Source organism: Dapis purpurea BLCC-M126 (assembly GCF_050015975.1).
In the GTDB taxonomy this organism is placed as follows: domain Bacteria; phylum Cyanobacteriota; class Cyanobacteriia; order Cyanobacteriales; family Microcoleaceae; genus Trichodesmium.
Map to the genome: position 1 here is coordinate 14995 of NZ_JBNHER010000276.1, position 16321 is coordinate 31315.

The following is a 16321-nucleotide window of genomic DNA, read 5'->3' on the forward strand; positions in this document are numbered from 1 at the left end:
TATCCATTATCCATTATCAATTATCCATTATCAATTATCCATTATCAATTATCCATTATCCATTATCCATTATCCATTATCCATTATCCATTATCCATTGGTAATATGGATCGCCCAGATCCATATCAATTTGCCATTGATCTAACAGCAACATATAATCAACCACATCATAATTTTGTTGTCTATGTTTTTCTGATTCATGGTTAATTAAAACACTGCGAGGAGTAAACAAAATTCGTTTACCTTTCTTTCTCAATTTCAAACACAAATCAACATCCTGATAATCATAGAAAAAATGTTCATTAAAACCACCTACCGACTCAAAATTTTCCCGACTCACCATCAAACAATCTCTACTCACAGCAGACACCTCTCTTGCACAAACCAAAGAACCTGCATAACCATCATGATTAGTAGGATAACCTCGCATTACATAATTAACTTTTCCCAACTTTTCTAACACAATACCTGCGTGTTCAACAGTTCCATTAGGGAAAAGCAAAAATCCTCCTACAGCACCAACATCAGATTGTTCAGCATAATATAAAAGATGTCTTTGCCAATCATTAACCGCAAGTTCTAAATTAGTATTCACAAAAACAAAATATTCACCTTGGGCAGTTTTAGCACCCAAGTTATAAGCACGAGAATAATTAAAATTACCCGATAAACTTAAAACCTTAACAGCAGGATTTTGAATTAAATTATCTGTTCCATTTTCACCAATTAAAATTACTTCATTTTTAGGATAAGTAGAAACAGACAATAAATTTTCCACCCATTGAATGAGACTTTCCGAAATATTAGGAGTAGCAATAATTAAACTAATCAAAGGATAATTATTTCTCGGCAAAGGATTAATATTTACCCGATGTCTACCCAAACCAGGTTCAGCTTTTGCTGCCAAACCAATTCTTTCTAAATGAGCATTAACAGCAGCTTGTTGTACTACTTCAATACCAGCTTTAGCATCAGCATCTCCCGAAATACTTCCCTGAACTTGTCGCCAATGATAAAGATGTTGAGAAATATGAGCAATTTTATTAGTTTGCTCGGAAACTCGTAACATAAACTCATAATCTTGTACCCCATCAAATTCACTCTTAAAACCACCAGCAGCTAAAGCTATTTCTCGACGAACACATAATAAATGACCGACATACATTACGCCACGAAAATATTCAGGAGACCAGTCAGGTTTAAAGAATGGATGAATATAATTTAAGCCAGAAAAATCAATTTTATCTTCATCAGAATAAACCACATCAAATCCTTCTGCCAGTTTATGCAAACTATTTTCTAAAGCTGTCGGTGCGAGAGTATCATCATGGTCTAATAAACAAATAAATTCTCCTTTAGCCATTTTTAGTGCTTTATTTGTCGCAGCACTAATACCCCCATTATCTTCTGAAAATAGAACTTTAATTCTCAATTCTTTTTCTGCCAAATCTGCAAGAACATTTCTAATTTCTGGCTGTTTTGACCCATCATCAACAATACACCATTCCCAATCAGGAATAGATTGGTTAAGAACACTCAAAACTGTTTCCACAAACCAATCTAAAGAAGAATTCCAAGTAGGAGTTAGGATACTAATAGAAGGTTGAGAAAAATCTCTTTTTCCTGCCATTAAAATTACTGGGTTAATAATTTCCCAGAACTTTTCAACCGTTACTCCTGATAAACCTAATAATTCCTGTTTTTTTTCTGTAGAGGTTTGGTCTCCCAATCCAGAAAAATTATTAACTTCTTCTACTGATTTAGTAGGAGTTTGTTCTCCCAAACCAGGCAAATGAGTATCTACTTCTATCTGGTTAGTTATAATTTTTTTTTTAGTAGGAGTTTCTTCCCCCAACTCAGACAAATTTTTATCTGGTTCGACAGGAAATAAACTTTTAGCTGGAGTATTTATCTTTTTAGATTTGAACTTTTCTAAATCAGCTTTAATTTCTTGAATCTCTGTTTGCGATTTTTCCAAATCTGCCATTATTTCTGTCAGTAAAGGAGAAATAGAAGAGGTAGCTGTATAAATTATTTCCGCAATTTCTTCTTGCTTTTCAATATCAACTTCCAACTTCTGATTTCTGACTTCTGAGTTCCTGTATTCTTCTTGCTTCTCAATATCAATTTCGTACTTCGTGCTTCGGACTTCCTTCCTTCTTTCTTCTTCCTTCTTTCTTCTTCCTTCTTCCTTCCCAAGAATCAACATATCTGGATAACTTTTACAACCCACTCTGCCACACCAAGAACCGTAGAATTTTTCTAACACATCAAAACCAGAATTATTCACCCACTCCAACAATAAAGACTCTAGAAAACCCATACCTTTTTCTGGAGCATTAGGGTCTTTAGTAAAACCTTCTTGAAGTCGATGAATAAGAGGTTGAGAACTTTTACCTTCAGAAATTAATTGTTCTGACTCATGGTTAACCAAGAAACAATTAAATAATAGACGACCGCCTGGTTTTAAAACTCGATAAACTTCATCTAAATAATTACGAATCTCACTTCCACCGACTTGAGTAAATCTAGAACTAATAAAGACAAAATCAAAACTTTTTTCATCGTAGGGAAGTTGAAAATCTGAGTCTATCTGACGAAAGCTGAAATGAGGTTTTTGAGTTGTAATATTTTCCTGTGCCCAAGATATTAATTCCTCAGAAAAGTCAAATCCTTCATAACGCCCTGGAGATTGTAAATAATAGGAAAGACCATAAGCAATATTCCCAATTCCACAACCAATTTCTAAAACTTCAGCAGTGGGTTTAAGACCTACCCTTTGGATAAAGTCACCTAAAAATTTGAAACTTCTGGGAATAAAATTACTTACCCCCCCATCTATATATTTATCATCAGGAATAGGCAGGGAAGGTTTAAATAATTGAAACAGAATATTTCCCTCTTGCCCTTGAAATATTGGAGTTAGAGCAATCAGAGAATTTTGACAGTTTTGAAGTTCTGTTTGAGAGAGGAAAATTTCCAGGCGAAACCTAGAATTTTCAGCATTATTAAGTTTAGGGCGAACTTTTGCTATATCTGGACTAGGTAGACCTAATTCTTGTGCAAAAGAAGTAAATTGTTTACCTCCAATAACAACTTTAAAACCCTCTACAGAACCAAAATTTTCCGAACCTACCCAACCATATATGACTAATTTTTGATCGGAAATTCCTACCTTATCTAAATAACCAAAAGAATCAACCACTATCGAACTAATAGATTTATCAATCCCAGAATATTGTTGATTTTCAACTTTTAAATCTTGAGTTTTACTAAGTGTTATACTGGTTGTTGTAATTGGTTCAATTGCTGGAATAAATTTGGGTTGTTCTGAAACTATGGGTGCTTCAGGAAAAGTAATTTTTTGAGGATTACCTAATACTTTGGATAAAACCCTACCTTCACCATCTTTAAAGATGGGAGTTAAAACAATCTGAGCATTTTGGAATTGTGAGATTTGTTCTGGGTTAAGAGGTACTTTAAGGCGGAATCTTGCTTTACCAGAAGTATTAAGATTACGGTGCAATTTTTCCACATCTGGACTTGGTAAATTCAAAGCAGCTTCAAACTTCTCTATTCTCGTATCTGCAATAGTTAATTTGAAACCTTTTACTTCCCCCGAATTAGGAGAAACCACCCAACCTGTAAGTAGTAATTCTTGATTATCAAATTCTGCCTTGTCTAGAGAACCTAATATTGGTAATAATTCTGTTTTCTCTGTCACCGGATATTGCTGTAAATTAACTACATTTTTTTCTGGTAAATTAATATCACTGCTAACTTCTTCTCCACTTCTGAATTCTGAATTCTGAATTCTAAATTTTTGACTTCTTCCTTCTGCTAATTTTAAAGCTGCTGCATAAAGTTCCATATCTTCACTATTAGCAGCAGCTAAATCAGCCATTAATTTTTTATCTGATAAGACTTCCTTTTGAAATTCAACATATTCTGGATAAGGATTTCTATTTTGATAAATCACCTCATAATCAGACCAACCTAAAGTATTTTTCAGTTCCAGTAAATCTTCAGCAAAATATTCTGTAATTCCCACAAAATCAAAATAATCTAGAGACTTACCATTGACACAATAAGTCATTAGATTACTATTACTTTGAGCAAACTTTAACAAACCTTCTTTATTGAGATAGTCTTTTGTAGGATTAGATATGTGACGAAAACAATAATCAGAAATCAACCGCCGAATCGGTTCTCTTAACCATGTAATTCTCTGAGCATTAGGAAATAATTTATCATACTTACCAGCCCGAAAATGACCCTCAATAACTTTAGTCTGCCAATGAATAGTAGCTGGCATATTATCTTCAAACATATTAGTTTTATCCGTCAGAACTCCTTGAGTTCCATAAACCTGTAATAAAACCTGTCTAAAAGCAGTTCCAGCAGCTTTTGGCACATGAACAGAAATCAATTCTACCTGCGGAGTTTGGATTGGTAAATTATTTGCTTCCGGTGTTTTTACTAAAGAAGATAAAGCAGGAGTAACCGCATTTAACAGAGGTTCTCCTTCACAATTTTCTACTAAAGGAATTAAAATAATCAGAGCATCTTTAAATTCTTGTTGCTGCTGTTTATTCATCGGCAACCTAATAATAAACCGAGCATTATTAGCAGCCGAAATATTTGGATGTGCCCTGCTTACTCCAGGACTAGGAAGATTTTGAGTTAAGGCAAATCCTGTTAATTGCTGACTGCCAAATAAAACTTTAAAATTAGTCACCTCTTCAGACTCAAATGACAGAACCCATCCACTTAAACAAACAGTTTCATTTTCTATTGCTACTTGGTCTAAAAATCCAGTAGTTGCGGCTAGTTGTTTAGATTGTTTATTTGTTTTTTCAACTTTTTCCATATTAGTAATATTTTGCTAAATTACTTGCTAGTAAATTATGATAATAAACTAGGTATTGCCACGATTTATAAGTTAATTTATATATTTTAACTCTGTGCGGGCATGGTTACTAAGCCCTTAAAGATTTTTTTCCAAAACTAACAAATCTTCTTTAATAGATGAAGTCCGACCACACCAAGAACCATAAGATTTTTCTAGAATCTTAAAACCTCGTTCTTCTATCCATTTTAATAATATATTCTCACTAAATCCAATCCCTTTCTCTGGCAAATTAATATCTATAGTAAAACCATCTTCTATTTCATAAATAAGCTGTTGGGAACTTTTACCTTTACCTATCAACTCTTCTGATTCCGAATTGACTAAAAAGCAAATTAATAAACATCTCCCTCCAGATTGTAAAACTCTATATATTTCATCCAAATAATGACAAATTTCATAACCTTGTAAATGAGTGAATAAGTGAGAAATACAAACACAATTAAAGCTAGCATCAGGATAAGGGAAAATAAAATTATTTGCAGATATTTTTCCTGTAGGATTATAAAGAGGGTGATGAATATTATGCCAGTTAAAATTAAAGTTAGGTTTGCGATTTGTAATTTCTTTTTTTGTCCAGATAATAAAGTTTTCTACTACATCAAAACCTTCATAACGACCAGAAGGTTGTAGGTAATGAACTAAGCCATAAGCAACTGTACCAATATTACAACCAACATCAAGAATATGGTCTGTTGGTTGTAAACCTAATCTCTGAATTAAATCTCCTAATAATTTGAAGGAAGTACGAAAAAATTGACCACTTCCATCAGAATTAGTTGTTTTTATATACTTCTCTTCAGGTGGTGGTAAAAGAGGTGCTAATACTTTCAATATTACTATACCTTCACCGTCTTGAAATTGAGGAATCAAAGCAATTAATGAATGTTGTAATTGATTAATTTGTTGTTGATTTAAAAGCACTTTGATACGGAATCTAGCATTACCAGAACCGGATAAACTAGGGTGAACTTTTTCTACATCTGGACTAGGTATATTCAGAGTTTTGTCAAAGAAACTAAACTGTTGATTCCCAATAGAAACTTTAAATCCTTCTAATATACCAGCATCAAGTGAAGCAACCCAACCAGATAAGCGTAAAACTTGATTTTTAATTATTATTCGATCAATAGAACCCCAAGTAAGTAAAGGATTAATTTTTCGTTTTTTCTGGATACTTTTTTGTTTCCTAGAATAATCTTGAGTATAGTATTGTATCTGGGATATTTTTCTCCGCTTCTCCCGTATACTTAAGGCTTCTTGATAAAGTTCTATATCTTTATAATTTATCGCCGATACTTGATTAAGTATTTGTTGATTAGATAATACTTCTTCTAGTAATAACTGATATTCTGGATAGGGATTAGTATTTTGAGTTTCTAATTCATATTCTGGCCAATTTAGCATTACTTTGAGTTCATGTAAATCCTGACTAAAAAATTCTTGAATACCTACAAAATAAAAATCTGTTAATTTCTGTCCTTGCACAAATTTTGATTTGATTAGATTTTGCATCTCCGGCTTTTCAGCAAATTCTCTAAATGTCAAATTTGATTCTTTTACAGGTGCTAAATTTTCTGCATCACTTTCTACTAATATTTGCCAAGTTTTCCAAAAAAAGTAAAGAGAAATTAACCGTTTTATCGGGTCTCTTAGCCAAATAATTTTTCTATACTCTGGAAATTTATTATCATATTTATCCCCAGGAAAATGACCATGAATTACTTTGACTCCAGGCTTGGGATTAGTTAACATTTTATGGCGTAAATCACCTCGATGTGGATAATCAAAGAAAATCTCTTCTGGATGATATATTTGTCTCAAAACTTTTTTAAATGTTGTACCAGCAGTTTTTGGTACATGAATTGAAATAACTTTTGCGTTTACTTCTTCTGTTCCGTAAGGTTGATTTATCTGGCTCATTTTTTGATTAAATTTTTACAATAATATTGTGCTTAATTCGTAAGTATTCAGCTATTAACAGTCAGCTCATCCTGCGGAATGCTACGCAAATAGCTTTTTAATGAACTATGTGGTTGGATAAACTATTAAGGTTGACTAATAGACATCTCCAATAATAAAAAATCAAATCAATTATCACACATAAATCATCAATTATTTTACCCTACTACCTACTACCTAATCCCTCTTTTTTGGAGATGTATAATGGAATTTTACAAATACTTTTAATTCTTTGAAATCTCTCAATTACTTTTTCCTCCCTTAATAGTAATAAAGCTAATAGCTGATAGCTAATAGCTGACCGCTTACATTAATTCTGGTTTTTTTGAGATTTTGAAGCATCAATTTTAACCTGAATTTTTTCTAGTTTAGACTTGTATCTTTCTAAAATTATCTGGTAGTTAGATAACTTTGAGTTAAGTTCAGTTTTTTTTTCTACAATTAGTAAATCTTGATAAGTAAAAGATTTGCGACCACACCATGAACCATAATATTTACCTACAATAGTTAAGCCACTTTCTTTTATCCAATCAATTATTAGGGATTCTTGAAAACCCACAGTCTTTTCTGGCAGTTCTGGATCTAAACAGAAACCACCTTCTATTTCATAAACTAAAGGCTGAGAACTTTTATCATCAGCAATTAATTTTTCAGTTTCATAGTTAATTAAAAAACAGGCAAATAAACACTTTCCTCCTATTTTTAAAACTCGCTGAATTTGATGGAGATAATGACGCAGATCAATACTAGACAAATGATAAAAAAGATTACTAATACAAATCACATCAAAACTTGCTTCTGGATAGGGCAATATAAATTCTGTCATAGGCATAGTTCCCTTGGTATTACAAAGAGGATGATAAATATTGTGCCATTGAAAGTTAAAGTTTGGCTTTCTAGAAGTAATTTCTTGTTTTGCCCAATCAATTACTTTTTCTGAAAATTCAATACCTTCATAACGCGCTCTAGGTGTTAAGTAATAAGTCAAACCATAGGCAATTTCTCCTATTCCACAGCCTATATCAAGAATACTATTTGTAGGTTTGATACCTGTTCTTTGAATTAAATATCCTAACCACTTGAAAGCATTAGAGTGAAAGTTAAAAGCACTATTTCTATTAACTCGCTCTATGTATTCTTTGGTAGGAAGCATAAAAGAAGGATTAAAGACATTAACCAAAATACAACCCTCAAAGTTTTCCGCAATAGGGGTTAAAACAATTAGGAGGTTTTGATAGTTTTCTCTGTGTGTTTTATTCAAAGGTATTTCTAGATAAAATCTCGCTTTTCCTGATCCTTTGAATCTAGGGTGAGCTTTTTTTATTCTCGGACTTTTTATTCCTACAGTTTGTTTAAAGTCTCTATATTCTTCACCTCCAATCCAAAGTTTAAACTCACTAATAGGAAGCATATTTAAAGAAACTATCCAACCTGTTAATTTTAGGTATTGATCCTCAATTACTACTTTACCTATATTGCCAATAGTTAGTAATAAGTTAGACTTTTCTAAATAGGAAGAGACATTACTATTATCTTTGGTAATTATGCCTAATGATTTCTTGAGTTGAGGAATATATCTGTGAATAGTTAAATCTTCTACTTCATTAAATATCACATCTTTCGATTCAAAATGCGACCAAGGTCTTTGTTCATTTTTAGTTGCCCTACCTCGCATCATTTTTTTCATACTTTCTTCTTTTGAGCGAGTAGTATAATGATTTATTCTTAGTTTTTTAATGGAATGTGTTGATGAAAAAGGTCCGTTAATTCTTTGTTTATTTTCTGTTACTGCCCGACCTTCAGAAAATACAAATTGATGAGGATTCAGTGGGCGAACTGTTTTTTCTGGTTGTACAATACATTTGATATGTTTATTAGGACCAAAACTTGTCTTAGCACGTTTAATAAAGTTTTCTATTTGTAATCCTTCGGGCTTTTTTTCATGTCCTGATGTACCAAAATTTAGCCAGTTAACTCCTAATGCTGAAACGTCATAAAATTCATCTATTATGTCTGTTATTTTATCTGCTACCGTGGGAAATAAAAATTCATCTAAATCGATAAATGCTATCCATTCTGAGTCATATCTGTGATTCTTTACACAATGGGTATAAGCCGAGATTTGTCCTGGTTTGTCAGACCAATAATAATATATTACTTCTCCATTTTGAATATATAATTGCAAAATTTCCTGAGTATTATCTGTACTGTTGTTGTCATATAAATAGAATTTTTCTACACCAACTAATTTATGAAATTCTAACCATTCTTCTAAATAAGGACTTTCATCTTTCATTATGGCGCATATACTGAGTTTTGTTTTAGTATTTGTATTCATTGCATTTTGTACCTCACCTGTATTGAAATTTCTATACTAATCATTTCTACTACCTAAAATTTACTTGTAATCTCAATAAAAGAATAATTTCAAAAATAAGCTGCAGTAACCAAAGAACTTTATTTTCAAGTCTCTTTGACTAAAAATAAAGAGTGGTGGTCAATTATAATTATTTTGGTTAAGGAAAAGTAGAAGCATCTTGCTCCCTTGCTAGGTATTATTTGAGCAAAACTAGCAATTCTATTAATGGGAACTTTTTCAATAACTTTTCCTTCATTTATTACTTCTACTGTGACTGCGGTCGAACTTTTACCCACAACTAAACCTAAAAATTGAATCTCATTGTTTAATATATTTATTAATTTTGTTTGTTCGATCTAGAAATCATATCCACAAATGTTGAGAATTAATTTTCGATAACCTAACATCTATTAAACTTAAAATTTTCTATCATCTCATTGTCATTTTAATTATTTTTAAACTGTTGATTTATTTTTTCATTATAGCTAATGGTTTTTGCCACCAATATGTATTTCGAGCTTTACTAAAAGTTTCTGTAACTTGCCAATTTTTTAATAAATTATGACTAGGCTTATATTTTTGTCTTTGTGCATCATCCAACATTAAAATTCCTCCTGGTTTTAAAACTCTAATTTACGCTTCTAGACATTTCATTCGATCGCGACCATTAACAATAATTAAATCGAAAAATTCTGGAGCAAACTCTTTACATAATCCATGATATGGTCTAGACAAAAGTCTTAAATCTACAGAATTACAATTTGCATTTTGATCGAGGTAATTTTTCACCCTTTCATACCACTTAATATCATGTTCAATAGAAATAAGTTTTTTAGTTAGTTTAGACATCCATATCGTAGAATAACCACTGTCAAATTATAATACATTAGCATCTGGTTTTTGTTTGAGGAAGTTCTCTAAAAAATCAGTAGCTTCTGGAGTTAATAAGGGAGTATTTCTGATACTTAGTGGTTTATTTTTTTTTTGATTTTTTTTTTGATTTGACGTTATTTTTGGTATCTTCTGTTTGAGGATTATCTAACTGATTATGACTAGAGCTTGGCAATGAGGTATTAGTTACTTCAGTAGATTGCTTTAGTGTTTTTTTTCCCAGATGTTTAAATTCTTCGGGATTGATAAATCGCAAACCTTTTGCTGAATTGATTTTATCAGCTACTAATGGTAAATTTTTGTGCCTTCCATGTAATACTTTGACAGTTCCAGAAACTACTCCGAAAAAAGGAAATCTACAATTATATTCTGGAGCTAGGGTAACAATTCTCAGTTGACTGCTATACAAAACTTCTCTAAAAGTAGGTTGATCGGCATTAGGTGATTTGTATAATTCTAACCATTTAGCAAAAAACTTTTCTACTTGAGGAGATTTTTTATATAAGATTACTCCTGTATTTAACTGTTGAAAACTTTCTGGTACACGATTAACAAAACCTCTAATATTATTAGGAGCATGGGCTACTCCCATGTCAAATTTATCTAAGAGTGTAAATATTTCTGAAAAGTCAGCAGATATATAGGTGTCTGTATCAATAAATAATGTGTAATCATAAGGAGATTCATACATATATTTGATTTTATCTACATGATTGTAATCTGGTTTTTCTATTACTATCACTTCGTCAAAATTAGAATTTTTGATATCTTCGCTAGTAAAAATCGTTACTGGTATATTTGGCATTTTAGCTTTTAAACTAGCTACCGATTGACAAGCTTCACCAATAAATTTTTCTCCAGTAGCAATATAAATTACTCCTACTGATTTGTAAGATTTATAGTTTAATTTTAAGGAGCCAAGAGGTACACGACTTTGATCTTTGAGTATGGCTTGTAATGTTAATTCAGATTCTTTTGGTAAACTAATTAATTGTATTTCTGTGGAAAAACCACTTTTTTTTGCGCTAGTAACTTGAGGATAAGCTCTTGCTACACCAGGACGTTGTTTGTTGATAGGTACTTTGTTAATTACTTGACCATTACTAATAATTTCTACTGCTACAGCAGGAGAATTTTTACCAACTACCCACCCGACTAATTTAATTGTATTTCGTTGAAAAATTTCTCCTGTTTTTGGTCTATCTAAATAACATCCATGTAATAGATTTGAAACTGGCTTTAATAATTTAACACTATCAATTTCTACTTGAATATTTTCTGACTGATGTTGTGTTTGATTTGTATTTTGTTGAGATTCTTGATGTAATAAATTTCCTGTACCAGTAATTTTATAATGTCTCAATCTCCGAATTTCAGTAACTAAGTTTTCTTGATGGAAAAAATAGCTACTATAAATATTTTCTACTTGGCGATCGCAATCATGTACAAAAACATCTGTACTTCCAGTTTCAAAAGCTAGTTTGGCAGCTATATATATACTCTTCATTCTGCCTGGCAATTCTTCTGAGTATCCAGCGGGTGCATCAATAAAAATCAAATCCCATTTTGTTTGTACAATCTCCTCTGGAAGCACCATTGACAAACATTCTTTACCCTGACTATATTCAGTTAGTAAATTTAACCAATCTTTGCTTTTTGTACCATAATCAACTAAATAAGCTACAATATCTGGATAAGTTTCTTTTGCCCAGTTAAACCATTCTTGATTATCTTCTATAAATATAGTTCTACCTTCTTTATTAATCTCCATCCAAATACTACTGTCTCTACCAACACCAAATATCAAGAAGTTACTGGGCTTTTTCGGACTAATTGTATTGATGATATATGAATATTCATCAATATAACAACCAGATAATTTAGCTAATTTATTTTTATATTTTTCGCTTGGTAAAGTGTTAGTTTTACCATCACTAGTTAATTTATGAACAGGAGCAGTATTTGTGATTGAATCATCACTAGATTTAATTGATTTAGGTTGACTAGCAGTTGATTTGAGCTTTTCTGAAGTAGTTTCATGCTGTAGAGTTTGGTATTTGTCCAAGCCAGTTTTAGCCAAGCTCAATTTAGATTTGTATTCTGATAGTAGTTTCATTCTTTCGCCAAGTCGCTCTAGTGATTTTTGTGATTGTTTCTGTGTTTCTATATCGGACATAATTGAAAACTCCGTGGTTGTTAAACAATAGAATTTAGCTCAGTGTTTGTTGAGATTTATCTCTAACTACAAGCCAATAAAATATTACTATTTTTTATTAATTAGAATAGATATTTACTAGACTTCAATCAAGTTAAAATTGTTGCTAATTATCTCAAACTTTGGTGCATTTAAACAAGAAGTAATTGTAATTTGTGGTCATTGGGTTGGACAGTCTTGTTGGGTGCATCTCAATTAGGCGATGGGCAAAAATACTTAGAGAAATTAAGCGGTAAGAGCCCCATGGAGATAAGCACAACAATATCTGAGAAGATTAGGGGTATTACTTGGTAACTATTGCGCTCCCGGCAACTACTGCCTGTCATGCCTGATGGTTTTGATTGAGTATTTCTACTCATCGCATATCTGAGATGCACCCGTCTTGTTTACTATAAATTTATACCTAAATATCATAATGAGAAAATACAACAACTTAGACTTTTCCTAGGTTGTCATCTGCCATCAAGATATAGTTTTCAAACTAAGGACAAATCCATAAGTAACTTATCTTTCTTAAATTCCACAACTACTTTGATTCCAATACTATTAAAATTAATCGTAATTTCTCAGGATTCTACAATAGTTTAGGAACAGCTTTGGTTGAGAAAGAATTCTATATTAATCCCAGACAGATCTTTAGCTCATTTATGAGTGACAAAAACTGAATTATACCAAAAATAAGAATATGCACTCCCAGTTAAATCTAGAAACAACAGTAGTTGAAAATCTGCAACAAGCAGAAACTTATTTGGCCAAAGGAAAATTAGATAAAGCGCAGGCAGCTTGTCAAAAAGTCTTAGCAGCACTACCAGAGTTTGCCCCTGGGTACAAGATACAAGGAAACATTAGCCTGGCTATAGGCCAAGTAGAAGAAGCTATGGGTTGGTACAAAAAAGCCCTTACTGCTCAACCCGATTGGGCAGAAGTCCATGCTAATATGGGTAGTCTATATGCTATGCAAAAGCAGTGGGAGCTGGCTATAGCCTCTTATCAAAAAGCGATCGCCCTCAAACCAAATATTGCTGGATTTTACCGCAACTTGTCCAAAATTTGGCATTTGCTAGGTAAACCAAAGTTAGCTGCTGAGTATTCTTATCAAGAATTAACTTTAGAGCCAGAGTCCGCAACAGCATTAGAATGTTTAAGTCTAGGTAAAACTCTTTTTGACCATCAGAAGTTGACTGAAGCGATCGCTTGTTATGGCCGAGCAATTGAGTTAAATCCTAATTTATTTAAAGCTTATCATTTATTAGGAGATGCTTTGATAATTCAAGGTAGTTTGGATGAAGCAATAAACTCTTATCAAAAGGCGATAATACTTCAACCGAATACATGGATAGCTTACCAAAAACTAGGAAAAGCTTTAATAGAAAAAGGTGAATTTGATGAAGCAGTCACTACTTTTGAGAAAGCCATAGAAATTAACCCTAATGCTATTTGGTCTTACCAAAAATTAGGGGCAGTTTTGATGAATTTAAATAATTGGGATGCAGCAATTGATGCTTTCCGTAAGGCTATAGAACTTAATTCTCAAAATGCTTCTTTTTACAACAATTTGGGATTGGCTTTAGCTAAAAAAAAGCAATACTCAGAAGCAGTTGAATATTACAAAATAGCCATTGATTTGAAGCCAAATAGTCAGGGATTTTATCGTAATTTAGCTAAGGCTTTATCAAAGAAAGGAAAAACTGAGGAAGCACTCGTCTGCTACTCAAAAGTAATTGAATTAAATCCAACTAAGGGCGATGCTTACTATTTATGGGGACAAATATTACGAGAAACAGGGAGGTTTGCTGAAGCTTTAGAAATTTACCAAAAAGGGCTAGAAAATTTACCGAAAGAATCTCAATTTTTTCCCAAACTTGAGTCTCTACTGACACAGCAGAAGCAAAGTCTAATAGAAGATTATCGTAGTTGTGCAAAAGACCACAAACAAACTGGAAATTTAACAGAAGCAATTCAGGCTTATCAGAAAGTTACTGAACTTCAGCCTCAAAGTTCAGACTATTATGAACTAGGGATATTGTGGATGGAAAAACAAGATTGGGAGGCAACACTTTTATGCTATGAAAAAATTTTATTTTTAGAGAAAAAGTCTGGCAAAGACAGTCAAATCTCCAAATACCTCTTGTTAGGAGTGTCTTTGGTAAAAAATGGAAAAATCAAACAGGTTATTGATTGTTATCATCGAGTTTTCCAGAAAGATTTGCAGAATTTATGGTGGTATTATTGGTTAAGTATTAGTTTGTCAGAAGTAGGGTTAATTCCAGAAGCAGTTAGTTTGTTTAAGGAATGGCCTAAGCCACAGTCTTACTCATTACCAGGGCAAAAAATCAATAATAATTCTCCCAAATCAATCTACGATAAAATATGGAATTGGTTTAATCAAAAAAATACCAAAGAATTTGATTTAGATATAGAGAATATAAATTCTGATCATTGGGAAACAGAAGCAAATCAAATTAAAAATTATTTTGCGAAAAATAAAATTGTAATATTTAATATCAAAAAACTCACAGAATCGGAGCAAGAGCATCTTCAAACATTAGGAATATATTTAGAATATCTACAAATCATTGCTCTGGAAAATAATGAACTAGAAAATATTTATATCAATTATTTTCATCAAGAATTACCAACTAATCCTCTCAAAAGAACACAACATTATCCCCATAGAAAACTATCTACTCCCGATCGCCGTCTCAATAGTGGAGTAGAATTTAGCCAGACCATAGCAGAATTCCAATATATGTATGCTTTAGATCCAATCACTGGTAATCTGATCGGGTCAAATGAATCTTTTTATCACCAAGACCTGACAATTATTTATCGTTTTGTGGGTGCTGAAGTATTTTATATATTAGCAGGGGATTTTGGTGGCTGGAAACTATCTTTATATATTCCTAAATTTGAGATAGCTATAATATTATCAAATAAAGCTCCCCACACTATTAAACATACTCAGGGTGATTATAATTCCTTAAAGGCTTATTTTGTTACTTATTTTAGAGAAGTTAAACAATATATTCATTCCCAGCAGCCAAGATTGTTAACATCAATTGTTGGCTTTCGACGCAATCTGGGACACTTTTTTTGGCAAGAACTTAATGGAATATATTATTTATACAAAAATCTTTTGTTAGACCAGATAGATTGTTTGGCAGTAGGAAACTCTCAACACCTAGAAGTTACAGAAATTTTCCCAGAACTCAAAAATAAAAAACAGTTAATTCTGGAAGATTTACCAGAAATTCAAAAGTTCAAGTTATTGTTGAAAAATAACTGTTTATGTTTGAGGGTGGCTGAACATTTTATTACTCAAGAATATGTTTCTAAAATATATGATGTTGCTTGGCATAAATGCAGTGAAAATTTCAGAGAAGTATTACCAAATAGAGAAAATAATCAAGAGTGTTTCCCTCTACTATGGGTAAATATTCGGGCGCACAATAAAAGTTGGGTATCACAGGAGCAAGGATATGCAAATATTATTAACAAATTAAGTGAAGATTTTCCCAATATCGGGATAGTGTTTGATGGCTGGATTGATTGTAATGAAATAGTAGAAAATATTTTTAAAATGCTAAAGCAAGATATAAAAATATATAATACATTGGGTTGTCCTTTAGATGAAAGTATAGTTTGGGCACACAAAATTGATGCTTATATTTGTGTACTTGGTTCGGGATTAGTGATTACATCATGGTTAAGTGATAAACCTGGTGTAGCTTATGCTAATCAAGGTCATCTGAAACAACAAAACTTTTGGTCTCGTGTGAAAGAAAATGCTATAGCTCCCTCCTTTTTGAGATATCAAGATATTAAAGAACTAGGGAAAGGAGCTTATGGAAATTATCAAATTAATTGGCAAACTATATATCAAAGAATATTTAAGATTCTCAAAAAAATTGAAAAGTAAAAGCTAATGGCTGAAGATAAAAAATAAAAATAAGTACAAGAGATGATGGTCATTGTTCACGAACTT

At 32.1% G+C, this 16321-nt stretch carries 7 protein-coding genes; 1 reads left to right on the forward strand and 6 read right to left on the reverse strand.

Annotated elements, in window-relative coordinates:
• Window positions 1-76: 76 nt before the first annotated feature.
• The 6 genes from ACP6PL_RS25490 to ACP6PL_RS25515 form a co-directional block, all read right to left on the reverse strand.
• On the reverse strand, window positions 77-4870 hold the full coding sequence (locus ACP6PL_RS25490) for a glycosyltransferase (protein ID WP_426548135.1): 4794 nt from the start codon (window positions 4868-4870) through the stop codon (window positions 77-79).
• A gap of 117 nt (window positions 4871-4987) precedes the next feature.
• Entirely contained in the window at window positions 4988-6832 is a 1845-nt protein-coding gene (locus ACP6PL_RS25495) for a sulfotransferase family 2 domain-containing protein (RefSeq protein WP_426548136.1), read from the reverse strand.
• 349 nt (window positions 6833-7181) lie between these two features.
• Window positions 7182-9209 carry a glycosyltransferase family 92 protein gene (locus ACP6PL_RS25500; RefSeq protein WP_426548137.1) on the reverse strand — a complete coding sequence of 676 codons (2028 nt, stop codon included), beginning with the start codon at window positions 9207-9209 and terminating at the stop codon, window positions 7182-7184.
• Window positions 9210-9698: 489 nt separating this feature from the next.
• Window positions 9699-9833, reverse strand: coding sequence for a hypothetical protein (locus tag ACP6PL_RS25505; protein ID WP_426548138.1), 135 nt, complete (start codon window positions 9831-9833; stop codon window positions 9699-9701).
• Between the two features lie 30 nt (window positions 9834-9863).
• Complete coding sequence (locus ACP6PL_RS25510) at window positions 9864-10079, reverse strand: hypothetical protein (RefSeq protein WP_426548139.1); 216 nt, start codon at window positions 10077-10079, stop codon at window positions 9864-9866.
• Window positions 10080-10203: 124 nt separating this feature from the next.
• Window positions 10204-12297: a hypothetical protein gene (locus ACP6PL_RS25515; RefSeq protein ID WP_426548140.1), complete on the reverse strand. Its 2094-nt coding sequence runs from the start codon at window positions 12295-12297 to the stop codon at window positions 10204-10206.
• Window positions 12298-13021: 724 nt separating this feature from the next.
• Between ACP6PL_RS25515 and ACP6PL_RS25520 the strand changes: the two genes are divergently transcribed.
• Window positions 13022-16255 (forward strand): tetratricopeptide repeat protein, encoded by a 3234-nt coding sequence (locus tag ACP6PL_RS25520; RefSeq protein WP_426548141.1) that lies wholly within the window; start codon window positions 13022-13024, stop codon window positions 16253-16255.
• The last annotated feature ends 66 nt before the right edge of the window (window positions 16256-16321 follow it).

Coding starts and splice junctions, on each gene's coding strand:
- ACP6PL_RS25515 (WP_426548140.1), bottom strand. CDS start 12,297: ATGTCCGATATAGAAACACAGAAACAATCACAAAAATCACTAGAGCGA.
- ACP6PL_RS25495 (WP_426548136.1), bottom strand. CDS start 6,832: ATGAGCCAGATAAATCAACCTTACGGAACAGAAGAAGTAAACGCAAAA.
- ACP6PL_RS25500 (WP_426548137.1), bottom strand. CDS start 9,209: ATGAATACAAATACTAAAACAAAACTCAGTATATGCGCCATAATGAAA.
- ACP6PL_RS25510 (WP_426548139.1), bottom strand. CDS start 10,079: ATGTCTAAACTAACTAAAAAACTTATTTCTATTGAACATGATATTAAG.
- ACP6PL_RS25520 (WP_426548141.1), top strand. CDS start 13,022: ATGCACTCCCAGTTAAATCTAGAAACAACAGTAGTTGAAAATCTGCAA.
- ACP6PL_RS25490 (WP_426548135.1), bottom strand. CDS start 4,870: ATGGAAAAAGTTGAAAAAACAAATAAACAATCTAAACAACTAGCCGCA.
- ACP6PL_RS25505 (WP_426548138.1), bottom strand. CDS start 9,833: ATGTTGGATGATGCACAAAGACAAAAATATAAGCCTAGTCATAATTTA.